The 21145-nt window shown below is 62.9% G+C and carries 20 protein-coding genes and 1 riboswitch; of the genes, 12 read left to right on the top strand and 8 right to left on the bottom strand.

Annotation, left to right across the window (positions count from 1 at the left end; genetic code table 11):
* Positions 1-96: 96 nt before the first annotated feature.
* Together C1T17_RS00390 and pabB are read right to left on the bottom strand one after the other, a co-directional pair.
* The gene (locus tag C1T17_RS00390) at positions 97-738 is read right to left on the bottom strand and encodes an aminotransferase class IV (RefSeq protein ID WP_104954897.1); all 642 of its coding nucleotides are present in this window, start codon (positions 736-738) and stop codon (positions 97-99) included.
* A gap of 35 nt (positions 739-773) precedes the next feature.
* Positions 774-1958, bottom strand: coding sequence for an aminodeoxychorismate synthase component I (gene pabB, locus C1T17_RS00395; RefSeq protein ID WP_104951710.1), 1185 nt, complete (start codon positions 1956-1958; stop codon positions 774-776).
* Between the two features lie 80 nt (positions 1959-2038).
* Here pabB and C1T17_RS00400 point away from each other — a divergent pair, with 80 nt between their 5' ends.
* A complete protein-coding gene (locus C1T17_RS00400; RefSeq protein ID WP_104951711.1) occupies positions 2039-2422 on the top strand; it encodes a DUF983 domain-containing protein in 384 nt (127 codons plus the stop codon).
* Here C1T17_RS00400 and C1T17_RS00405 read toward each other — a convergent pair.
* From C1T17_RS00405 to C1T17_RS00415, 3 genes are read right to left on the bottom strand one after another with little or no spacing between them, the layout of a single operon-like run.
* Positions 2419-3702 carry a PepSY-associated TM helix domain-containing protein gene (locus tag C1T17_RS00405; RefSeq protein ID WP_104951712.1) on the bottom strand — a complete coding sequence of 428 codons (1284 nt, stop codon included), beginning with the start codon at positions 3700-3702 and terminating at the stop codon, positions 2419-2421. The genes C1T17_RS00400 and C1T17_RS00405 overlap by 4 nt on opposite strands.
* Before the next feature lie 11 nt (positions 3703-3713).
* Positions 3714-5705, bottom strand: a complete 1992-nt coding sequence (locus C1T17_RS00410) for a TonB-dependent receptor family protein (protein WP_104951713.1) — start codon at positions 5703-5705, stop codon at positions 3714-3716.
* Between the two features lie 58 nt (positions 5706-5763).
* The gene (locus C1T17_RS00415; protein ID WP_104951714.1) at positions 5764-6171 is read right to left on the bottom strand and encodes a hypothetical protein; all 408 of its coding nucleotides are present in this window, start codon (positions 6169-6171) and stop codon (positions 5764-5766) included.
* Positions 6172-6272: 101 nt separating this feature from the next.
* A riboswitch (cobalamin riboswitch) is annotated at positions 6273-6557 on the top strand.
* Between the two features lie 180 nt (positions 6558-6737).
* Here C1T17_RS00415 and C1T17_RS00420 point away from each other — a divergent pair.
* Positions 6738-8657, top strand: a complete 1920-nt coding sequence (locus C1T17_RS00420; protein WP_104951715.1) for a TonB-dependent receptor plug domain-containing protein — start codon at positions 6738-6740, stop codon at positions 8655-8657.
* Between the two features lie 81 nt (positions 8658-8738).
* Here the strand turns inward: C1T17_RS00420 and C1T17_RS00425 are convergent, their stop codons facing one another.
* Positions 8739-9539: an ABC transporter substrate-binding protein gene (locus C1T17_RS00425; RefSeq protein ID WP_104954898.1), complete on the bottom strand. Its 801-nt coding sequence runs from the start codon at positions 9537-9539 to the stop codon at positions 8739-8741.
* Between the two features lie 74 nt (positions 9540-9613).
* Here C1T17_RS00425 and C1T17_RS00430 point away from each other — a divergent pair, with 74 nt between their 5' ends.
* The 3 genes from C1T17_RS00430 to C1T17_RS00440 all read left to right on the top strand — a co-directional run bounded on the left by C1T17_RS00430 (position 9614) and on the right by C1T17_RS00440 (position 12243).
* Positions 9614-10600, top strand: coding sequence for a FecCD family ABC transporter permease (locus C1T17_RS00430; protein ID WP_104951716.1), 987 nt, complete (start codon positions 9614-9616; stop codon positions 10598-10600).
* On the top strand, positions 10594-11370 hold the full coding sequence (locus C1T17_RS00435; RefSeq protein WP_104951717.1) for an ABC transporter ATP-binding protein: 777 nt from the start codon (positions 10594-10596) through the stop codon (positions 11368-11370). The genes C1T17_RS00430 and C1T17_RS00435 overlap by 7 nt, the downstream gene beginning before the upstream one ends.
* Before the next feature lie 99 nt (positions 11371-11469).
* On the top strand, positions 11470-12243 hold the full coding sequence (locus C1T17_RS00440; RefSeq protein ID WP_317617064.1) for an SURF1 family protein: 774 nt from the start codon (positions 11470-11472) through the stop codon (positions 12241-12243).
* Here the strand turns inward: C1T17_RS00440 and C1T17_RS00445 are convergent.
* A complete protein-coding gene (locus C1T17_RS00445) occupies positions 12236-12853 on the bottom strand; it encodes a DUF2155 domain-containing protein (protein WP_411269203.1) in 618 nt (205 codons plus the stop codon). The genes C1T17_RS00440 and C1T17_RS00445 overlap by 8 nt on opposite strands.
* Positions 12854-12920: 67 nt before the next feature.
* Positions 12921-13637, bottom strand: coding sequence for a dienelactone hydrolase family protein (locus C1T17_RS00450; RefSeq protein WP_104954900.1), 717 nt, complete (start codon positions 13635-13637; stop codon positions 12921-12923).
* Positions 13638-13720: 83 nt separating this feature from the next.
* On the opposite strand from C1T17_RS00450, the gene gpmA reads away from it, so the two are divergent.
* The 7 genes from gpmA to lspA all read left to right on the top strand — a co-directional run bounded on the left by gpmA (position 13721) and on the right by lspA (position 21143).
* On the top strand, positions 13721-14407 hold the full coding sequence (gene gpmA, locus C1T17_RS00455) for a 2,3-diphosphoglycerate-dependent phosphoglycerate mutase (protein ID WP_104951719.1): 687 nt from the start codon (positions 13721-13723) through the stop codon (positions 14405-14407).
* Positions 14408-14480: 73 nt separating this feature from the next.
* Entirely contained in the window at positions 14481-14975 is a 495-nt protein-coding gene (gene purE, locus C1T17_RS00460; protein WP_104951720.1) for a 5-(carboxyamino)imidazole ribonucleotide mutase, read from the top strand.
* Entirely contained in the window at positions 14972-16042 is a 1071-nt protein-coding gene (locus C1T17_RS00465; protein WP_104951721.1) for a 5-(carboxyamino)imidazole ribonucleotide synthase, read from the top strand. The genes purE and C1T17_RS00465 overlap by 4 nt, the downstream gene beginning before the upstream one ends.
* Positions 16043-16070: 28 nt before the next feature.
* Positions 16071-16565: a dihydrofolate reductase gene (locus C1T17_RS00470; protein ID WP_104951722.1), complete on the top strand. Its 495-nt coding sequence runs from the start codon at positions 16071-16073 to the stop codon at positions 16563-16565.
* Positions 16566-16611: 46 nt separating this feature from the next.
* Positions 16612-17571 (top strand): bifunctional riboflavin kinase/FAD synthetase, encoded by a 960-nt coding sequence (locus C1T17_RS00475; RefSeq protein ID WP_104951723.1) that lies wholly within the window; start codon positions 16612-16614, stop codon positions 17569-17571.
* Positions 17572-17712: 141 nt separating this feature from the next.
* A complete protein-coding gene (gene ileS, locus C1T17_RS00480) occupies positions 17713-20643 on the top strand; it encodes an isoleucine--tRNA ligase (protein WP_104951724.1) in 2931 nt (976 codons plus the stop codon).
* A complete protein-coding gene (gene lspA / locus C1T17_RS00485) occupies positions 20640-21143 on the top strand; it encodes a signal peptidase II (RefSeq protein ID WP_104951725.1) in 504 nt (167 codons plus the stop codon). Before ileS ends, lspA begins: the two co-directional genes overlap by 4 nt.
* The last annotated feature ends 2 nt before the right edge of the window (positions 21144-21145 follow it).

Below are 21145 nucleotides of genomic sequence, written 5' to 3' on the forward strand. Positions count from 1 at the left end.
AAGAATCTTTCAGAGAAGGACGCGGGTTCGCCTGTTACGGGAACGGTCGGTCCCTTAATGCGCAATGTCCTGAGGGGCAACCCGTGCACCGGGCATTTATCGACTGCCAGCGGCAACCTTCTGCGCCGCGACCATGCCGCGCGAAGCATTGCCGATATAAAAGCCGTTTTCCAGATCGTAAGGCCGCAAATCTGCTTCCACGGCATGACCTTGATCGAGCAGGCTTTGCCGCAGGATGCCGGGAAGCAGCCCCCGCGAGAGCGGCGGTGTCAGCAGTTTGTCGCCCCGCTCTACGAAGATCGAGGAAAAACAGCCCTCCGTCAGATACCCGGACGCATCGGTCATCAGGACTTCATATGTGCCGCCCGCCTTCAGCGCCTGTCGATAGATGGAACGATCGGTCGTCTTGTGTCGCAAGCGGAAGTCGTCGGCGCTGGCGGAACAGCGCACCACGGCCACCCGCATGATCGGGTCGGGCCAGGTGCGATGCTCACGCACTTCGATGGCGACGGACCCGCGCCTCGACACGAGCATCCGGATACGCGACCGCTCCCGCAGGCGGAAGGTCGCGGCCTGAAGTTCGTTGCGGGCATCGTGCCGGTTGAATGTGAAACCCAGGGCCTCCGCACTCGTCTTCAATCGTTCCATATGGAGGTCGAGCAACCGGACGCCCTCCATCGGGTCGAACGCCATGGTTTCCATCAGGTCGAACGGCCGCTCGCCTGCGCTATCTTCCATGAGACCTGTCGAACCTGCCATAGTCGCCGTCTCGTTCATTCCATATCCGTCTGCAACGGCGTTAGAAACCGGCCCTTGTCGAGACATTCGCGCCACTCCGCATCGCACAGAGAATCCACGACGACGCCCGAACCCAGTCCTATCCGCCCAGTATTCGCGCCATCTTTGACGGAAATGGTGCGGATGGCAACATTGAAGGCGGCATTACCATCCGCATCAATGCGCCCAATCGCGCCGGTATACGGGCCGCGCGCGGCATGTTCGATGTCGGCGATTACCTCCATGGCCCGTACTTTGGGCGCGCCCGTGATGGAGCCGCATGGAAAGATGGTGCGCAGGACATCAATGGCGGACAGACCAGGCAAAATACGCGCGCGCACAGTGGACGTCATCTGATGCACAGTTGGAAAGGTCTCGACGTGAAACAGTTCCGGCACCGTGACACTGCCCGCCAGCGACACACGCGACAGGTCATTGCGCAGAAGATCGACGATCATCAGGTTTTCGGCGCGTTGCTTCGGATCGTTCCGAAGCTGCGCCATCATGTCTTCGTCAGTGGCGGCGTCGCGGCCTCGCAAAGCTGTCCCTTTCATAGGGCGTGCCGTCAACTGCCCGCGCACCAGCGTGAAGAACAGTTCGGGCGAAAAAGAGAGCAGCCAATCCTCGCCAGTATAGACGATGCCGCCATAGCCCGAACGCGCGTGGGGGCGGAGCGCCGCGTATATGGCCCGCGGATCGCCCAGCAACGACGCCTCGCAAGGAAAGGTGAGGTTTACCTGATAGGTATCCCCCGCCTTGATGGCCTCCTGCACTCCTTCGAAGGCGGCTTCATATTCGCACCTTTCGATCAACGGGCGAGGCATTCCGGCGCCAGCGCTCCCCGGCGCAGGCAACATGGCGGGAACATCGTCAGGCTCCACATATCGGAACCCATCAAATAGCCCGAACCAGACGAGCGGCATCTCCCCCGCACCTCGCGCAGGTGCTTTTGACGCAAGCCTCGGCTCCAAGGCAAATGCGGCATCGTAGCCGACGTAACCAGCGGCATGCAGGCCGCGATCCGCAGCTTCACCGATCCGGTCGAGGGCGACTTGAACGTCACCGTAATCCCGCGCCACGATGAGTTCCACCGGATCGCGATACAGCCGCGCGGGCGCTGGGTTCACGCTGCGCGCATCATCGAACAGGATAAAGGGATCGGGAGGATCGGGCAGGCGCATGCCGCAGCCTTCTGCCAAGGAAGCAGGACTGTGGCTAGGGTTACATTGCCAGTTCCGTAGACAACCTCTATCGGGGTCACATGTCTCCCGCTCCACTGCCCGCCGACGGCGACCGGCCTTTCGGACCAGCCCTGCTCCGCGCCCTGCGCAATCGCTGCCCGGATTGCGGCGAAGGGAAGATGTTCGGCCGCTTTCTAAAACCCGTACATGCCTGCGCCCATTGCGGCACCGCATGGGACCGGCATCAGGCGGATGATTTTCCATCTTACATCGTCATCCTGTTGCTCGGCCACATCCTGGTCCCGGTCATGGTGGAGACCACGCACGTTGGCATACCCATAGGCGTGCAGATCTTCCTATGGCCGGTATTGGCGCTCGTTCTGGCGGCGGCGCTGATCCAGCCTGCAAAGGCAGGCGTGATCGCGTTCCAGTGGAGCCGCCGAATGCACGGCTTCGCGGCCTAGCCAGATACGTTACGCCGCCACAGCCGCTCGCCCAGCAACGCGGCGACCATCGTTGCGCCGGTGAGCGGGAAGAACGCACCCACTGCCAGCATGACTGCCGTGATGCCCTTCATCCGACGTTCCGCTACGGGAGGCGGAGACAATCGCCCGCCGCTGCGTCGCTTCCACCACAATATCGGCGCGGACAGCGCCAGCAGCCATATGCCGATGCACCCCGCCAGCATGACGAGACGGTTCGCTTCCCCATATTGCTGGCCCTGATGGGTGTAGATGCCCCATTCGATCGCCTGCGCACCCTTGCCAAAATCAGTGTAGCGAGCATCCTGTAATACCGCGCCGTTTGCTGGGTCGATGAAGAGGACATGGCTATCCTCCACACGCGTGACGGGCACTGTCGCTACCCAGGGAGCGCCGGCAGCTTTGGGGAAGGATAAGATGAGCGCTCCTCTCATACCGCGCTCGGCCGCGACCGTCGCTACCTGATTCGGACCGAGCATATGGCCGGGATGCCCCATCGGCGTCATGCCGTCACGCATCGACCAGGGTAGCGCCTGCGTCGTCTCATGGTCCGCATGTGCATTCGCAGAGGCTGTCGGCGGTGCTGGTCTGCCGAGGCCCGCCGCATTGACGCCCTGCCGCAGCCAGTCGCCCCATACGCCCGACCAAGACATGCCCGTGAGCGCCAGGAACAGCAATATCGCGCCCACCAACGCGCCGACGGAACCATGGAAATCCCTCCAGAAGCGCCGGTTCCTTGGATGACCGCGCAAGGCCAGCGCGCGGTTCGTACCCCGTGGCCACCACAGGACGAAGCCGGTCGCACACAACAGGATCGCCCAGCCTGCCACGATCTCGATCAACGCGTTGCCGACAGGGCCAGTGATGGCGAGGCTGTGCAGTTCCTTCACCGTTTCCATGATGCCGCCCCCCGCCATTGAGCCGAGGACCAAACCTACGGCGGGATCGACAAATGCGGTCCGCTGCTCCCCATCGGGCGTATCGACGCCTATCCTCCAGCTTTCGCGGAGATCGGCGGGTCGCTCGATGCGCGTCACACGGCCCTTTGTCTGTATTTCGATGTTGCGGACGATCTGCGCGAGGCTCGTCGTCTCACTGCCGAAATGACGCTGCGTCCAGGCGCCGTAGTAAGCGCGCTCGATCTCCGGTTTGTAGAGATACAGCGCGCCTGTGGTGGCGAGCCAGAGCAGCACCGGCAGCACGATCAGGCCAGCGTAGAAGTGCCAGCGCCAGATCGTGCGATAGAAGGATGTGCCATCCATCGTTCCGCCTTTCAGAAGCTGGCCCGCGCGCCGAGCGAGAATGCCCGCCGCTCGACCGGATAGTAAAGCGCTTGGCTCGGCCCGGTGACGCGAACGACGGCGGAGATGTCGCCCACGGCCTTTTTCGCCGTCAGATTTCGCGCATCGGCAAAGAGGGTGACGCCTTTTGCCACTTGCGCGTGAGCGGTGAGACCGAAGAGGACGTAGCCGTCGGGCCGCACCGTGTTGGCATAGTCCACATAGGCCGCGCGCGGCACCCATTCGAGGTTCGGCGAGACCCTGATCGCGTCCGATCCGAGTTGCACTTCCGCGCGATAAAGGTGTTTTGCAATTACCGGCAGCCGATTGCCGCCAAATTGCACGTCATTGCGGAAGGTGAAGTCGGACAGAGTGTAAACCTGCCGCAATGTCGCCCATGGCGTCAGCGTCAAATCAAGTCCGGCTTCGATGCCCTGATGCCGCGTCTTGTCCGCACTGAAGGTTGCTGCGGGAATCGTGCCTGGCACGACCGAATATTGCAGCAGTTCTTGACGCAGATCCGCGCGATATAGGCTGATGTCCCATGCGGCTATGCCCGCCCGCCCACGGGTGCCGATTTCGGCGGTCCATGCGGTCTGCGCCTTTAGGGGTACGAAGCCCGGCACCGGCTGCGCCTGCGCCAGTTCGCTGAAACCCGGAAGCTCCGCCGAACGGCTATAATTACCGTAGAACTGCACCGCCTCCGATAGCGCGAACAACAGCCCGAACTTGGGCGAGAATTGCGAGAAATCCTCTGAGTCGCTGGCCGTGGGATTGAAGCGATTGTCGACGCGTCGCCGCCCGTCGACATACACGCCGCCCGCGATCAGCCACAACTTCTCCACCGGCGCGACACGCAGTTCGCCGTAAAGGTCCGTGGTGCCCGCCATTTGTAAAGCGCTGGCGGTCGGCGGTCCGACACGGCGGCCGCTGGCGTTCATATATTGAAGCGCATTGACGCGGCCCCAGCGGCTTGTACCGCCCAACGTCAAGGCCACCTTGTCCCAGATTTGTTCGTAGCGGGCGTAGACGCCATAATCGGTTGAATCCTGATCGATTACCTGAAAGATCGGGTGATCGAGCGACTTCTGGTTAAGGAATGCGCCGACATCCAGCGTGCCGTTCTCGCCAACAAGAAAGCGCGTGCGGTTCTGCAATCTCAAGGAATCGATGTTGCGCTGCTGATTGCCAGCAAAGTTGCCCGTATTCGGCTTGCGTTCAGTGGTTGCCAGATCGAGCGCCCCGGGGAGTTCCTGCCGGATCGTCTGGGCGCTGGCATAGAAGCGCGTCTCGATCCGGTCCGTCAGGCGCAGGCCGACATTGCCGTTGAAGCGCAGCGACGTGCGATCGGCGTGCTGGCGATCGCCATCGGACGTGTCGCCCGCGACCCCGACCCAGACGTCCGCCCTGTCGTCGGCATAGCCGACCGTGGCCAACCCCCGCACCGTGTCGAAGCTGCCGCCATCCACACGCAAGGTGACACCCGGCGCGGTTCGCCCGGTCGGCGTGACGCCATTGATCGCGCCGCCCAGCGTGGCGCTGCCAAACCGAAGCGCATTGGCACCGCGATAGACTTCGAGATGCTGAAAGATTGTCGGGTCGAGTTCCTGAAAGTCGCCATTATTGTCGGCAAGGTTGATCGGGATGCCATCCTGCAACAGCGTCAGCCCGCGCATATGGAAGCCGCGCGACAACCCCGATCCGCGGATCGAGAGGCGAACTTCCTGCCCAAAGCGCGGCTGCGTGTAGACGCCGGGCGAAAAGCTCAACGCGTCACGCAGGCTGACAGCAGCTTTGTCCCGATATTCGTCTGCCGAGATGACATCGGTTCCGCCGGGTGTCTGCGCCGCCTGCGCGCGGGCATCGTCGATGACGCGTTGTGCGGTGACGATGATGGTCTGGTCGGCGGGGGCGTCGTCGGCCAGGGCGGGAGCGGCCAAAGCCAATAGCGACGCGCCGCAAAGGACGCGGGAAAACAATGTCATGGAACATACCTTTGAAATGCACAAAAAGCGTCCCGCGACTTCGCAGGACGACGCTATTTCAAAGGCTGGCGGGCGGTCCGGTCGGCGGCGGTGGCGGGGCCGCCAGCCCGCGACCGACGGCGATCGCAGTAGCGGGCAAAATCCCCTGAATGGCGATAGCAGGCATCATGCCCACAGGCACAGCCGCAACCTGCGGCAGCGCAGCCAAATGGAACATGCCCGCAAAGGCGCAGGGTTGATCGTCGGTGCCGGATTTGACGGGCTTGTTCTTGTGGATCGCGCCCTTGTCGTCGACCCACACCGTCACAGCGCCCATGCCCGTGCACAGGCTGATGGCGTAGCCATCCGATGTGCGATCGGGCATCCAACCTGAGGGAATCCATGCGCGGGCGAGCAGGGCGCAGAGCGTCAGGACCAGCAGCAACTGGCCCTTTACGCCTGTTCTTCTGAGATATTGCCCCGGCATGGCTCGCCGCATAGCCGCTTCGTTCCCGGCTGTCGAACGGCAAACCCATTGCCATTTACATAAACTGGCGTATGGAGCGCGGCGATGCATCGGCTTGGCCGAGGCATCATGATCGCGCCGGTGCCCGAAAGGGCTTGAAAGGGAATGTGGTGCGACGGGGGCAGTGTCATGCGAATTCACGGCAGCCAAAATGGCGCCGGGAACATGCAGCGATCTCAACTCCGTCAACTCCACGGCTGTCCCTGCAACTGTAAGCGGTGAGCGCGATGCACGCGCGCCTTCCTTTGCCGGAAGGTGCAGCCACTGGGGACGCAAAATCTCTGGGAAGGTGTGCATCAAGCGATGACCCGCGAGCCAGGAGACCTGCCAGCGCACTGGTCGCTCTTGCTTTGACTCAGGGATTGGTCAGGGCACGGTAGTTCTCCGTCTGAGCGACGAACCGGAGCGGCTGGGGCCGCATCGGCGCGCGTGACGGGTGCTGCGGTGTCCATCCCTGACGTGCGTCGACCGTTCGCGCGGAAGCCCCGGCCATAGTCGCCTGATTGACGCCGCAGGATGTATTTCACATGACCAATCGTTTCCTGCTGGGCTGCGCCGTAGCCGCGCTGTGCCCTATTCCCGCCCTGGCGCAATCCGCGCCCGTCGATACCACTGCGCCTGACAGCGAAAACGTCACCGATCAGATCGTCGTGACGGGCACGCGCGCGCCGGAGGGGCTATCCACCGCCACCTTCGGATCGTCCATCACCGTCATCAGGGCGGAAGATTTGAGCGATCGGCAGACGCAGATCGTCTCCGATGTCCTGCGTGATGTGCCGGGCATCGCCGTCAACCGCGCTGGAGGAACGGGTCAACTGACGCAGGTGCGCATCCGCGGTGCGGAAGGCAATCATACGCTGGTGCTGATCGACGGCATCGAAGCATCCGACCCGACTTATGGCGAATATGATTTCGCGACGCTGTTCGCCGATGATGGCGCGCGCGTCGAGGTGCTGCGCGGCGAACAGAGCGCGCTGTATGGATCGGATGCGATCGGCGGCGTCATCAACTACATCACCGCGGATGGACGCAGTCTGCCGGGCTTCAGCGCGCGGATCGAGTGCGGGTCGTTCGACACCGGCCAAGGCTCAGCCCGCGCGGGCGGCACCGTCGGCGACATTGATTATGCCATCAACGGTTCTTATTCGGCCATCGGTGGCTATGCCATCGCACCGGGCGGAACGCGGCATGTGGGATCGAAGATTGGCACAATCGGCGGTAAATTGGGCTATACCGTCGGCTCCATCGCACTACGCGCCGTCGCTCGCTACAATCATACTAACGCCGATCTTAGCGATCAGGATTATGCCGGGAGCGGTTTCGCCACCGACGATGGCGGCTCCTATCGCAACAGCGCCTTCTACGGGCTTGTCGGTGCCCGCATCGGCGCAGAGGGCGACCGCTGGATCAACGACTTCAGCGCGCAGATGCAGGACAGCAACCGTGACTATCTCGGTGAAGACGGCGACGTCCAGAGCGCAACACGCGGCCGTCGGCAGAAAGCAAGCTGGGTTTCCACGCTTCAGCTTGGATCCGGTCCGCTCACACACGGAATCACCGGGGCGATCGATTATGAGCGCGAGGAATTTCGCAACGCTGGCCCCGTGAACGCTGCCAACCCGCGCCGCCGCACGACCAACTGGGGCTTCGTTGGCCAGTACGACGTGAAGCTGAACGACCGAGGCGGGATCGGCCTGGCTGTGCGCTATGACGACAACAGCCGCTTTCGCAACAACACGACATGGCGCGCACAGGGCAGCTATCGCTTCGAGACAGGCACGCGTGTTCATGCCGCAGGCGGCACCGGCGTGAAAGCGCCCAGCTTCTCCGAATTGTTCGGCTATTCGCCGACCAGCGGCTTTGTCGGCAATCCCGATCTGAAACCGGAGAAGTCCACCGGATGGGAAGCGGGCGTCGAGCAGTCGTTCTTCGAAGGTCGCGCGCGCATCGACGCAACCTATTTCGAAGCGGATCTGGAGGACAAGATCGTCTCGACCTTTTCCCCGGTCTACACCGCCATCAACCGAGCCGGGAAGTCGCCGCATCACGGCGTCGAAGTCTCGGTCGATGCGGCAATCCTGCCGACGCTGCGCTTCAATGCGTCCTACACCTATCTGAAAGCGAAGGATGAGAGCAACATCGTGCTGATCCGGCGCGCGAAGAACATCGCCAGCGCCAATCTGAGCTGGCGGACTTCGGACGAGCGTTTCGGCGTAAATGCGACGGTCCGGTACAACGGCAAGCAACTCGATACGAACTTTGCGACGTTCGTCACTGCGCCGCTTGATGCGTTCACGCTCGTCAATCTGGGGGCGGACTTCACCGTCGTTCCGGGCGTATCCATCTACGGACGCGTCGAGAACCTGTTTGACGAAGACTATGTGGAAAATGTCGGCTTCCTGGCTCCAGGCCGCGCAGCCTATGCTGGCATCAAGTTCCGCATTTGATTGCCTGCGGGCCTCGGCCTGACCGGCTCTGGCGGGGGGTGGCGCAAGTCACCCCTTTAGCCAGCGGCGGTCCCCATGCGACTACTGCCGCAGTTGCGCGGCGAGGCTCTGCGCCGCCAGGACATAAGCGGGGCTGCCGCACACCGTCCATGCTTCAGGGAGGCGCAGGCGCGCCATGGACTTTAGCGCGGGGTGATGCAGCATCTCCGTGCCCTTGTCTGGGACCGTATCCGTTGCCGTTTCCACGATCAGATAGTCGGGCTTTGCGACCACCATCTCCTCCAGCGACAGGCGCGAAAGGACCGGCTTACCCAGAACTCCAGCCAGATTGCGCAAGCCGACGCGCTGCATCAGGTCATCGACCAGTGTGCCGGTGCCGGTCATATAGCCCCGCCGCTGATAATAGGCCGCGACCGGATGGCGCCTGGCCCTCGGTAAAGCAGCCAGCGCCGCATTCATGCGCCTCACCAGCGCCTCTCCCCGCTTCGGATGACCAACAGCAGCAGCAACTTGGCGAACCTGCGTCACGATCTGTGCATAGTTGGTGGCGTCCGGTAGGGAGAGTTGCCGAAATCCGCCGGTTACTTGTGGCGGGATCTGATAATAGGGACTCGAAATGACGAGATCGGGCTTCAAAGTCAGCAGGGTTTCGGCGTTTCCCTTCGCCACCGGCCAGTTCTTCGCGCGCGTCGCTTCCGCCGACATCGCCACATCCCGCGCCAAGGGCGTCAGCGCCGCGATCTGGCTGCGATCAGCGAGCGCCAGCAGCAGCTGGTCCGCGCAGAGGTTAAGCGAGACGATGCGCTTCGGCGCTGGCGCCGGAGCCGCCGGAGCGGAGGCGGCGAGCATCACCATTGGCAATGGGAGGAGCGAGCGCTTCATGCCGCCCTCTTGGCGGGAAGATGCTTCGGAAACAAGCACACCCATGTTCCGGCTCTCGCGGGAGCACGGATGATATGAACCGTCCTCTGCTTCTGACTGGCCTTGCCATTGTCTGCCTGCTTGCGGCGATAGTGTCGATGATGGTCGGCACGACATCGCTGCCGCCCGCCCGCCTTATCGCCGCAATGGCGGGTTCGGATGATCCGGTGGCGCGCATCATTTTGTTCGATTTGCGATTGCCCCGCGCGTTGCTGGGCCTTGGCGTAGGCGCAATGCTGGGTGCGGCAGGCGCGGCGTTGCAGGGCTATCTTCGCAATCCTCTCGCCGAACCATCGGTCTTGGGTGCATCCAGCGCCGCCGCTCTAGGGGCTGTCATCGCCCTGTATTTCGGGCTGGCGGCGTTGAACCCCCTGCTGCTTCCCGCCTGCGCCATAGCAGCGGCGGTGATCGCTTTGGCGGCGCTGTTTGCCTTCGCCGGTCGCAGCGAAGGTCCGCTAACGCTGATCCTCGCCGGCATTGCGATCTCCACGCTGGCGGGAGCGGGAATCAGCCTCGCGCTGAACCTCTCGCCTAATCCCTTTGCGGCCATGGAAATCACAAGCTGGCTGCTCGGTTCATTAGAGGACCGTTCTTTCGATCATGTCCGCTTGGCGCTTCCCTGCATCGCGGTGGGTTTGGTGCTTCTGCTGTGGAATGGCCGTGGGCTGGATGCATTGTCCTTGGGCGAGGATGCGGCGCGATCCCTGGGGGTAAACCTGCTCCGCCTGCGCACGCGCCTGCTCCTTGGCGTCGCCATCGGCGTCGGCGGCGCGGTGGCGGTCTCCGGATCGATCGGCTTCGTCGGCCTGATCGTGCCCCACCTTGTGCGACCATTCACGGACCGCAGCCCCGGTGCGGTGATGCTGCCGTCGGCGCTTGGCGGGGCTGCTCTGCTTATGCTAGCCGACATCGCCGTGCGCCTGATCCCGGCCAGCAGCGAATTGCGGCTTGGCGTCGTGACCGCCTTTCTTGGCGTGCCCGTCTTCCTTGTCCATCTGTTGCGGGAGCGACGGCTATGGTGACGATCACGACCGAAGCGCTGCATGTCGCGATCGGCGCACGATCCGTGCTGCAGAATATCTCGTTCTCTCTTCCGACGCACAATCTGGTGGGTGTGATCGGCCCTAATGGCGCAGGCAAATCGACGCTCGTCCGCAGCATTCTAGGCCTCGTTCCGGTTGGCGCCGGGGCGGTTCGTATCGATGACATGGACGTTGGGAAATTTCCGAGTCCCGAGATAGCGCGTCGCATCGCCTACTTGCCGCAGGGGCAGACATTGCACTGGCCGCTCTCCGTCGAGCGGCTGGTGGCGCTCGGCCGCCTGCCGCATCTTGCGCCATTTTCCCGCATAGGCGAGGAGGATCGTCTCGCGATCGACCATGCCCTGACAATGGCGGATGTCCAGCATCTGCGTCATCGCAATGCCATACAGCTTTCGGGCGGCGAGCGCGCCCGTGCCTTGCTGGCGCGCGCGTTGGCGGTGCAGGCGCCCGCCCTGATCGTCGATGAGCCATTGGGCGCTCTCGACCCCGGTCACCAGATCGAAGTCATGGAATTACTGCGGCGTCAGGCGGACAGGGGCGCGTTGGTGATCGCCGTCCTGCACGATCTGTCGATGGCGGCGCGCTTTTGCGATCGCGTCCTGCTGCTTGACGAAGGCCGCCTCGTGGCGGATGGCGCACCCTCTGAAGTACTGACTGCGCCGCGCATCGCCTCTGTTTACCGCATGAGCGTTTGGACGGGCGATGTCGAAGGGCAGCGCGTTGTCGTGCCCCTGCGTTCAAAGCCCTGATCCTTCACCCTTCGCTAGGGCATATTGTCCAAGGCAGTCGTCAAGGAAGGCACGGCGCATTATCTTGCGCGGGTACGCAGCGCTTGGGGAATTTAGCGAGTGACCTTCCGTCCACTCCATCAACACACCGATAGCGGCACCGCCAGATCCACAGCGGCGCTGGCAGTCATCACAGCGCTGGGGTGCGCCATGTTCTTGGGCTTGATGTGGCTTGGAATCTGGCAATTGGAGCGCCGCATATGGAAACACGCGCTTGTCGCGCAGATCGAGACGCGCATTCATGCGCCTCCCGTCGCCCCACCTGAGCCTTCCGAATGGCGCAACATAACTGCTGACACACATGCCTATCGCCGGATCAGCATATACGGCACCTATCTCAACGATCGGGAAACCCTTGTGCAGGCCGCAACGGTGCTGGGCAGCGGCTACTGGGTGCTGACGCCGATGCGCACAGACCAAGGCTTCCTCGTTCTGGTGAACCGCGGCTTCGTACCGCCGGAGCGCCGTAATGCACATGATAAAGTCGAAGGATTGACCAAGGTGACGGGGCTTCTCAGGATTACCGAACCCGATGGCGGCTTCCTGCGCAGCAACGATCCGGCCAAGAACCGGTGGTATTCCCGCGATGTCGCGGCCATTGCGCACGCCAAGGGACTATCACATGTCGCGCCCTACTTCATCGACGCGAATGCCGCGGCCGATCCGCAGAAGGACACGCCGACCGGCGGGCTGACGGTCGTTGCCTTCCCCGACAATCACCTCGCTTATGCGCTGACGTGGTTCACGATGGCGTTGATGGTGCTGGCCGGTACAGGCTATTTCCTGCGTCAGGCAGTACGTGACAGGAAGGCCAAAACCGCGAAGGTCAATTAGCGGCGTTCGTCGCCGGGGCAGGCTCGGCGCTGTCGGGCGCTTCGGCAGTACTGTTACCGGTGCCTCCTGATGATTTCGCGGGCGAAGAATCGCCTTTGCCGCCAACCTTGAGCGTATCCGGTCCAGTTTCCGGCCATGTCATCCGACATTCCTTCACCCATACGTCGTAAATCGGATGCTCCACGACGTTACGTTCAGGGCGGTTCTTGAACACCCAGCCGGAAAAGGCGCGCCGCCATTTCCCGTCGCCCGGACTGCGCACGTCAAGCTGAACGAAGGCGCCGACTTCAGGCGTGTTCTCCCATGGCGCGGTCTGCTCGCAGGCCCGCAGGCGCACGACGGCATCACCGACGCGCAGCGCCTTGCCCGGCTTCATCACCAGGTCGCGCGTCTGCCCGTTGCGCTTGTTCAGCAACCCGACCACCGCCACGCGATCCGCCATAGGCGTGCCAAGCAGCGTGTCGGCAGCATTGCCCGCAGGTACGATTGCGGAACCCTGCGCGGCCTGCTTCTCGGCTGGCTTGTCTTTCGAACCGGAGATCATGTCGCAGGCCGCAAGTGACAGCAGCATCATACCGCCAAGCACGGCTTTGTTCGATATGCGTCTCATTCATCCGGCCCTTTGCGTCGCGCGGATGCGTATAGGCGGGCAGCGCGCGTGGTGGCAAGCACGGGTGCTACGCCAGCACCTCAGCCAGGAAGTCGGTCATCGCCTTGAAGCTACGCCGATCGGCATCGGGCTGATAGGCAAGGCCACGCTCGGGCATGTTCGCATCGCGATCGGTAAAGGCATGGCCGGTTTGCCCATAGGCGTGAATCTGCCAGTCGCAGCCTGCCTCGGTCAGTTCGCGGCCAAGTCCGACCATGGCGTCTGGCGGTGCAATGGGATCGTCCCAGCCGTGGCAGATCAGCAGCTTGGCCGTAATCGCCGCATTGGCGAAAGGCGGCGCGTCGTACACACCATGAAAGCTGACACCGCCCCGTATGTCTGCGCCCGCGCGCGCCAGATCCAGCACGCATTTACCCCCGAAACAGTAGCCGATCGCAGCGGTTCGCGCCGCATCGACAGCGGAAATGCCCTTTAGAACTTCCAGCGATCGAAGCAGTCGCGCCTTCATCAACGCCCGATCATCATTCAGTTCTTTCATATAACGCGCCATGTCCGGGTCCGCACGCGTCGTGCGACGCCCTTGCCCATAGACATCAGCGACCAGCACTGCATATCCCAGCGCCGCGACTTTCTCCGCCATCGTGAAGTCGGCTTCCTTGGTGCCCAGCACATTGGGAAACAGCAGGATGCCCGGCACCGACGCCGCGCCATCATCAGTTACGACAACCGATTCGAAAAGACCGCCCGGTCCCTCATGCACCATCGTATTGCGAGTGATTGCCATGGCTGTCTCCTGATCTGCGGCGCATTGCATGGCCCGATTTTGCCGCTATGGAAAGCCCGTCCGACTACCCAAGGGAGACCGCAATGCCCACGCTCGTCCTCATTCGCCATGGCCAGTCCTCCTGGAACCTGGAAAATCGCTTCACCGGCTGGTGGGATGTCGACGTGACCGAAAAAGGCGCGGGCGAGGCGCGCGCGGCCGGACAATTGATGAAGGCCAAGGGTCTCGACTTCGACGCCTGCTTCACCTCGCTCCAAACGCGCGCGATCAAGACCCTGAACCTGGCGCTCGAAGAAATGGGTCGCCTGTGGCTCCCGGTAGAAAAGGATTGGCACCTCAACGAGCGTCATTATGGCGGCCTCACTGGTCTCGACAAGGCGGAGACCGCAGCCAAGCATGGCGATGAGCAGGTCCACATCTGGCGCCGCAGCTTCGACATTCCGCCGCCCGTGCTGGAAGCGGGCAGCGCGTTCGATCTGTCGCAGGATCGCCGCTACGCAGGGATCGCCATTCCGCAGACCGAATCGCTGAAAGACACCATCGCGCGCGTGCTGCCCTATTGGGAAAGCCGCATCGTGCCGGAATTGAAGGCAGGCAAGCGCGTGCTGATCTCCGCACACGGCAATTCGCTGCGCGCGCTGGTCAAGCATCTGTCGGGCATCTCGGATGACGAGATCACCAGCCTTGAGATCCCGACGGGTCAGCCCATCGTCTATGAATTGGACGACAATCTGGCCGCGACCGATCGCTATTATCTGTCGGAGCGGTAAGCCGATTGCGATAAATCGCCTGCACCGCTAAGGGGCGGTGCTTCCGGGGCTTTGGCCTCCAAGGGGAGCGATCATGGCGGAACAGGTGCAGGTCGGCATCATCATGGGTAGCCGGTCCGATTGGGACACGATGCGCCATGCCTCCGAAACGCTGACGGCGCTCGATATTGCGCATGAGTGCAAAGTCGTCTCCGCGCATCGCACACCAGATCGCCTTTACGACTACGCCAAGTCCGCAGCAGGGCGTGGCCTGAAAGCCATTATTGCGGGCGCAGGCGGCGCGGCGCATTTGCCGGGCATGGCCGCCGCCATGACGCGTCTGCCTGTGTTAGGGGTTCCGGTCGAATCGAAGGCGCTCTCCGGCATGGACAGCCTGCTCTCCATCGTGCAGATGCCCGCTGGTATTCCCGTCGGCACGCTCGCCATCGGCAAGGCCGGCGCGACCAACGCGGCGTTGCTGGCGGCCGCCATGCTGGCGACCACGGACGATGCACTAGCGGCGCGCCTTGACGCTTGGCGGGAGAAGCAGACCGCCTCCGTCGCTGAAACGCCGGTGGACGAAGCATGACGGCGATCCCACCGGGATCCACCATAGGCATATTGGGCGGCGGCCAGCTCGGCCGGATGATCGCCATGGCGGCCGCGCAATTGGGCTACCGCACGCATATCTACGCGCCGAACGCCAGCGGCCCGGCGGCAGACGTATCACCGCGCTGGACCCAAGCATCCTACACCGACGCCGAAGCACTCGCGCGCTTTGCGGATAGTGTGGAAGTCGTCACCTACGAATTCGAGAATATCGACACTGCCGCCGTCGACGTGCTGAGTGCTCATGGCCTGGTCCGCCCCGGCGTTGCCGCGCTCCGCATCGCGCAGGATCGGCTGGCGGAGAAGCGCTTCGTCAATGATCTGGGCGGTGTGACCGCGCCGTTCGAGGCGGTGTCCAGCCTCGACGAACTCGACACCGCCATCGAGCAGATCGGCGTGCCCGCCATCCTCAAGACCAACCGCATGGGCTATGACGGCAAGGGACAGGCGCGCATCCACGTCCCCGGCGACAGCGTCGGCGCATGGAACTCCATCGGGCGCGCGTCCGCCATCCTCGAAGGCTTCGTGACCTTCGATCAGGAGTTTTCCGTCATCGCGGCACGCGGGGCGGAAGGGGAAATCCGCTTCTGGGACAGCCCCGCCAACGTGCATGTCGACGGCATTCTCGCCACCTCGACGGTCCCCGCGGGCGGTATCATCGCCGCGCAAGGCGAACAGGCGCGGGCGCTGACCCGGCAATTGCTCGAAGCGCTGGATTATGTTGGTGTGCTGGCGGTCGAATTCTTTGCCTCGCCCGACGGCCCGGTGTTCAACGAAATGGCCCCGCGCGTCCACAACAGCGGCCATTGGACAATCGAAGGCGCGCTAACCAGCCAGTTCGAAAATCATGTGCGCGCCATTTGCGGCCTCCCGCTGGGCGACACGGCGCTTGCCGCGTCCCATGTCGAAATGCGCAACCTGATCGGGTATGAGGTCGAGCAATGGCAGACCATCCTTGCCGATCCGTCCAATCATCTGCATCTATACGGTAAAGGTGAGGCCCGATCGGGCCGCAAGATGGGGCATGTCACTCGGCTGGTGATCTGAACACCCCTGTCGGACAGGAGCGAAATTCATGCCGACGACCCACCCTGAAATCGTCCTGATCCTCGCCCGCGCCGATAATGGCGTGATCGGGCGGGACGGCACGCTCCCATGGCACCTTCCCGCCGACCTGCGCCGCTTCAAGATGCTGACGCAGGACCGCCCGATGATAATGGGCCGCAAGACCTTCGACAGCCTGCCCGGATTGCTGGGCGGTCGCCGCCATATCGTGCTCACGCGCGATACCGAGTGGCAGGAGGACGGCGCGGAAGTTGCGCATGATGTTGAGGCATCGATCCGCCTCGCCAATGCCCCCGTCATCTCGGTCATCGGAGGCGCGGAGATATACCGGCTGTTCCTGCCCGTCGCCGACCGCATCGAGTTGACCGAAGTCCATCTTGACGCTGAAGGTGATGCATCCATCGACGCGCCCGATCCGGCGCTCTGGACCGAAATCATGCGTCAGGATCACCCTCAGGAAAATGGGCGACCCGGCTACAGCTTCGTCACGCTGCGTCGCGCCTGATGTTACGCAATTGCCTCCTGCCCCCGCTCCGCCTATAGCCCGGCCCATGCAGCGGCTGGGAAGCGGCGAGGCAGTGCCTGCGGAATATCGCGGAGCTATTGTCGCGCTGGGTAATTTTGACGGATTTCATCTCGGGCATCAGGCCGTGGTCGGTCGCGCCGTGGAATGGGCGCGGGCCGAGAGTCGCCCGGTCATCGTCGCCACTTTCGACCCACATCCAACGCGGCTGTTCCATCCTGACGCGCCGCCCTTCCGCCTGACCAGCCTGGACCAACGCGAGCGCCTGTTTGCACAGGCGGGGGCGGATGCCATGCTGGTGTTCCACTTCGATCACGCGATGGCCGCGCTGACGCCCGAAGAGTTCGTGACGCAGATGCTGCACGAGCAGGTTGGTCCCGCAGGCGTGGTGACGGGCGAGGACTTCACTTTCGCCAAGGGAAAGGCAGGCACCACCGCGCGCCTGGCGGAAATCGGCGCACCCCTCGGCATCGCCACCCGAACCGTGGGTCCGGTCGCGACGGCAGATGGCACGGCGGTATCCTCCAGCCGCATCCGCGCAGCACTGAAAACGGGCGACTGCGCCACCGCCACGCAACTGCTCACGCGTCCGTTCGCGATTGAGGGCATCGTGCAGCATGGCGACAAGGTCGGCCGGACGATCGGCTATCCCACGGCGAACATTGACATGGGCAAGTACCTCCGGCCCTCCTATGGCATTTACGCGGTGCGCGGTGTGCTCCCCGATGGACGCGTGCTCGACGGCGCGGCCAATCTCGGCATCCGCCCGACCTTCGATCCGCCCAAGGAATTGCTGGAACCCTATTTCCTCGATTTCGCCGAAGACCTATACGGTCAGTGCATCGAAGTGCAGTTGATCGAACGGCTGCGCGGCGAAGCGAAGTTCGATGGCCTCGACAGCTTGGTCGCGCAGATGGACAAGGATATCGCCCGTGCGCGGCAAATCCTTGGGGCCCAAAAACTTGCAGGCGGCCCTCACGTCGCCTAAGCACCGCGCACGCTTTTCTCACCCGTTCGGGCTGAGCCTGTCGAAGCCTTCCACTGAGCGAAGCGAAGGTGCTTTCCTTCGTTCAGCAGTGCCCTTCGACTCCGCTCAGGGCGAACGGATTAGTTGATTGACCGGATACGCATGACCGACGCACCCGATTACAAGTCCACCGTCTTCCTGCCGCAGACTGACTTCCCGATGAAGGCGGGCCTTGCGCAGAAGGAACCCGCCATTGCCTCGCGCTGGGCGGAGATGGACCTGTACGGAAAGCTGCGCGAGAAGCGCGCAGGGCGTGAGCGCTTCATCCTGCATGACGGCCCGCCCTATGCCAATGGCGACATCCACATGGGCCATGCGATGAACAAGGTGCTGAAGGACATCATCGTCCGCAGCCAGTCGCTGCTCGGCAAGGATGCGCCTTACGTGCCCGGCTGGGATTGCCATGGCCTGCCGATCGAATGGAAGATCGAGGAAGAATATCGCAAGAAGAAGCTGAACAAGGACGAGGTTCCCGCTCAAGAATTCCGCGCCCAATGCCGCGCCTATGCCGACAAGTGGGTCGAAGTGCAGAAAGAGCAGTTCAAGCGCTTGGGCGTGATGGGCGACTGGGACGATCCGTACCTCACCATGAAGTTCGAAGCCGAAGCGACCATCGTCGGCGAAATCCTGAAATTCGCGGAAAGCGGTCAACTGTATCGCGGCGCAAAGCCGGTGATGTGGTCGCCGGTCGAGAAGACGGCGCTGGCGGAGGCCGAAGTCGAGTATGAGGATGTGGTCTCGACCCAGATCGATGTGGGGTTCGAGATCGTGGACGCGCCGAACGCGCCGGAACTGGTTGGCGCTTATGCGGTGATCTGGACGACGACGCCTTGGACGATCCCTGTCAATCAGGCTTTGGCTTATGGGGAAGAGATTGAGTATGTCCATGCTATCATCAATTGGACATGGACGGCCGAAGAAGACCCGGCAGGCATTCAGTATGGCCAGTATTATGTGGTAGCCAAGGAGTTGCTTCCAGTTCTTGTGGATCGCGTTAGGAAAAGCAGGACGGACGATGGTCGCTCTATTGATAATGTAGAGTCATCGGTTCTGGCATCTTTCCGTGGCTCGCAACTCGCCGGAGCCACCGCCCGCCACCCGATGCACAAGCTTGGCGGCTTCTTCGCCAAGCCCCGTCCGTTCCTGCCCGCCGAGCATGTCACCACCGACGCGGGCACCGGCCTCGTCCACATGGCGCCTGACCATGGCGAGGAAGATTTCCTCGTCTGCAAGGCCCATGGCATCGAACCCGTCTTCGCGGTGAATGCGGAGGGCAAGTATCGCGACGACTGGCTGTGGCTGGGCGGACAAGGCTCCGTCATCAACATGAAGTTCGTGAGCAAGGACGGCCCGATCTGCACCGACCTGCGCGAAGCGGGCGCGCTGCTCGCCGCGTCGGACGACTTCAGGCACAGCTATCCGCATAGCTGGCGGAGCAAGGCGCGGATCATCTACCGCTGCACGCCGCAATGGTTCATCCCGATGGATGTCTCGACTTCGGTTCTCGGCAAGCTCGACCCTGCGCTCGACACGAACGGAGAAAAAGAAGCACTTGTCGAGAAGTTGGGCAGCAACAGCCCCACTCTCCGCGACGTAGCGCTGGACGCCATCGCCCACACCCGCTGGGTGCCGGAGCGCTCCACCAATCGCATCCGGTCGATGGTCGAGGGCCGCCCGGACTGGGTGATCTCCCGCCAGCGCGCGTGGGGCGTGCCGATCGCGCTCTATGTGCACCGTCAGAGCGGCGAATATCTGAACGACCCCGCCGTCAACGCCCGCATCGTGGAAGCTTTCCGCAACGGCGGCGCGGACGCTTGGTTCGGCGCGGATCATGCCAGCCTGCTTGGCCCGGACTACGACCTCGCCGACTATGAAGTCGTCAACGACATCCTCGACGTATGGTTCGACAGCGGATCGACGCACAGCTTCGTGGTCGAGGCACGCTACGGCAAGGGCACGCGGGCCGACCTGTATCTCGAAGGGTCTGACCAGCATCGCGGCTGGTTCCAGTCCTCGCTCCTTGAATCCAGCGGCACGCGCGGCTGCGCACCATACAAGGCGGTGCTGACACACGGCTTCGCGCTGGACGGGCAGGGCCGCAAGATGTCGAAATCGCTCGGCAATGTGGTCGATCCGCTCAAGATCATGAGCGAGAGTGGCGCGGACATCCTGCGCGTCTGGGTCGCCTCCACCGACTATTTCGATGACGTGAAGATCGGCAAGGAAGTCCTCGCCGGATCGAGCGACGCCTATCGCAAGCTGCGCAACACGTTCCGCTATCTGCTGGGCGCGCTGTCCGATTTCAGCGATGCGGAGCGCGTGCCAGTCACCACGATGCCGGAACTGGAGCTCTACATGCTCCACCGCCTCGCCACACTGGATGCCGAATTGCGTTCCGTGGTGGACAAGAAAGCGGACAGCGAAAACTGGCTGGAATTCAGCCGCTACACCCGCGCGCTGATGGACTTCGCCAATATCGACTTGTCGGCCTTCTTCTTCGATATCCGCAAGGACTGCCTATACTGCGACGCGCCGTCCGATCCGAAGCGCCGCGCCTATCGGACTGTCCTCGACACGCTGTTCGATGCCCTCGTGCGCTACGCCGCGCCGATCATCCCCTTTACGGCGGAGGAAGTTTGGCAGAGCCGCTATCCCGATCCCGCTGCCAGCGTCCACTTCCTAGAATGGCCGCAGGTGGATGCGTCATGGCGTGACGACGCACTGGGCGAACGCTGGGCAGCCATCCGTTCATCGCGCGATCAGGTGAACGAAGCCATTGAACCCTTGCGCCGCGAGAAGATCGTTCGCTCCAGCCTGGAGGCGGAAGTCGTGATGAGCGCGGTGCCGGAAGCGGCGAACATCGACCTTGCGGAAATCTGCATTGTCGCAAAGGTGGATATGAACGGGGAAAGTGACGCCATTGCCGTCCAGCCATCAGAGTGGAGCAAATGCGGCCGCTGCTGGCGATTGCTCCCCGAAGTCACCGAGGACGGCGCGCTCTGCGATCGCTGTGACACGGTGCTGAACGCATGACGCGTAATTATCGTCCACTCGGGCTGATCGTCGCCGCGATCGTCGTGATCCTCGATCAGCTCGTGAAATATATCGTCACCGTGCCGTTGGCGCTCAAGTCGCGCGCCGAGGTCGGCATCGAGTTGCTGCCGATCTTCCGCCTGCGCTGGCTGGAGAATCGCGGCGTGTCGATGGGTTTCTTCCATGCCGATACCGAGACGGCACGCTGGGTGCTGGTGGCGATGACCGCCGCCATCGCCATATTCGTCGGCATCTGGATGTGGCGTGAAAAGGCGCGGGACGATGTGCTCGCGCTGGGTCTCGTGCTGGGCGGCGCGATCGGCAACATCATCGACCGCAGCCGCCTGGGCTTCGTGATCGATTACGCCGACTTGCACATCGGCGAGTGGCGACCCTTCCTTATTTTCAATCTCGCCGATGCGGCGATCACCATCGGAGTGCTGATCCTGCTTGCGCGGGCGTTGCTGCTGCGCGAGAAGGACGCAAAGACGGAGTCATGATG

Origin of the sequence: Sphingobium sp. SCG-1, from assembly GCF_002953135.1 — a bacterium.
GTDB lineage: Bacteria > Pseudomonadota > Alphaproteobacteria > Sphingomonadales > Sphingomonadaceae > Sphingobium.

What these genes read in the sequence shown, in the direction of transcription:
- C1T17_RS00390 (WP_104954897.1), bottom strand. Translation starts at nt 738, where the DNA reads ATGGAAGATAGCGCAGGCGAGCGGCCGTTCGACCTGATGGAAACCATG.
- pabB (WP_104951710.1), bottom strand. Translation starts at nt 1,958, where the DNA reads ATGCGCCTGCCCGATCCTCCCGATCCCTTTATCCTGTTCGATGATGCG.
- C1T17_RS00400 (WP_104951711.1), top strand. Translation starts at nt 2,039, where the DNA reads ATGTCTCCCGCTCCACTGCCCGCCGACGGCGACCGGCCTTTCGGACCA.
- C1T17_RS00405 (WP_104951712.1), bottom strand. Translation starts at nt 3,702, where the DNA reads ATGGATGGCACATCCTTCTATCGCACGATCTGGCGCTGGCACTTCTAC.
- C1T17_RS00410 (WP_104951713.1), bottom strand. Translation starts at nt 5,705, where the DNA reads ATGACATTGTTTTCCCGCGTCCTTTGCGGCGCGTCGCTATTGGCTTTG.
- C1T17_RS00415 (WP_104951714.1), bottom strand. Translation starts at nt 6,171, where the DNA reads ATGCCGGGGCAATATCTCAGAAGAACAGGCGTAAAGGGCCAGTTGCTG.
- C1T17_RS00420 (WP_104951715.1), top strand. Translation starts at nt 6,738, where the DNA reads ATGACCAATCGTTTCCTGCTGGGCTGCGCCGTAGCCGCGCTGTGCCCT.
- C1T17_RS00425 (WP_104954898.1), bottom strand. Translation starts at nt 9,539, where the DNA reads ATGAAGCGCTCGCTCCTCCCATTGCCAATGGTGATGCTCGCCGCCTCC.
- C1T17_RS00430 (WP_104951716.1), top strand. Translation starts at nt 9,614, where the DNA reads ATGAACCGTCCTCTGCTTCTGACTGGCCTTGCCATTGTCTGCCTGCTT.
- C1T17_RS00435 (WP_104951717.1), top strand. Translation starts at nt 10,594, where the DNA reads ATGGTGACGATCACGACCGAAGCGCTGCATGTCGCGATCGGCGCACGA.
- C1T17_RS00445 (WP_411269203.1), bottom strand. Translation starts at nt 12,853, where the DNA reads ATGAGACGCATATCGAACAAAGCCGTGCTTGGCGGTATGATGCTGCTG.
- C1T17_RS00450 (WP_104954900.1), bottom strand. Translation starts at nt 13,637, where the DNA reads ATGGCAATCACTCGCAATACGATGGTGCATGAGGGACCGGGCGGTCTT.
- gpmA (WP_104951719.1), top strand. Translation starts at nt 13,721, where the DNA reads ATGCCCACGCTCGTCCTCATTCGCCATGGCCAGTCCTCCTGGAACCTG.
- purE (WP_104951720.1), top strand. Translation starts at nt 14,481, where the DNA reads ATGGCGGAACAGGTGCAGGTCGGCATCATCATGGGTAGCCGGTCCGAT.
- C1T17_RS00465 (WP_104951721.1), top strand. Translation starts at nt 14,972, where the DNA reads ATGACGGCGATCCCACCGGGATCCACCATAGGCATATTGGGCGGCGGC.
- C1T17_RS00470 (WP_104951722.1), top strand. Translation starts at nt 16,071, where the DNA reads ATGCCGACGACCCACCCTGAAATCGTCCTGATCCTCGCCCGCGCCGAT.
- C1T17_RS00475 (WP_104951723.1), top strand. Translation starts at nt 16,612, where the DNA reads ATGCAGCGGCTGGGAAGCGGCGAGGCAGTGCCTGCGGAATATCGCGGA.
- ileS (WP_104951724.1), top strand. Translation starts at nt 17,713, where the DNA reads ATGACCGACGCACCCGATTACAAGTCCACCGTCTTCCTGCCGCAGACT.
- lspA (WP_104951725.1), top strand. Translation starts at nt 20,640, where the DNA reads ATGACGCGTAATTATCGTCCACTCGGGCTGATCGTCGCCGCGATCGTC.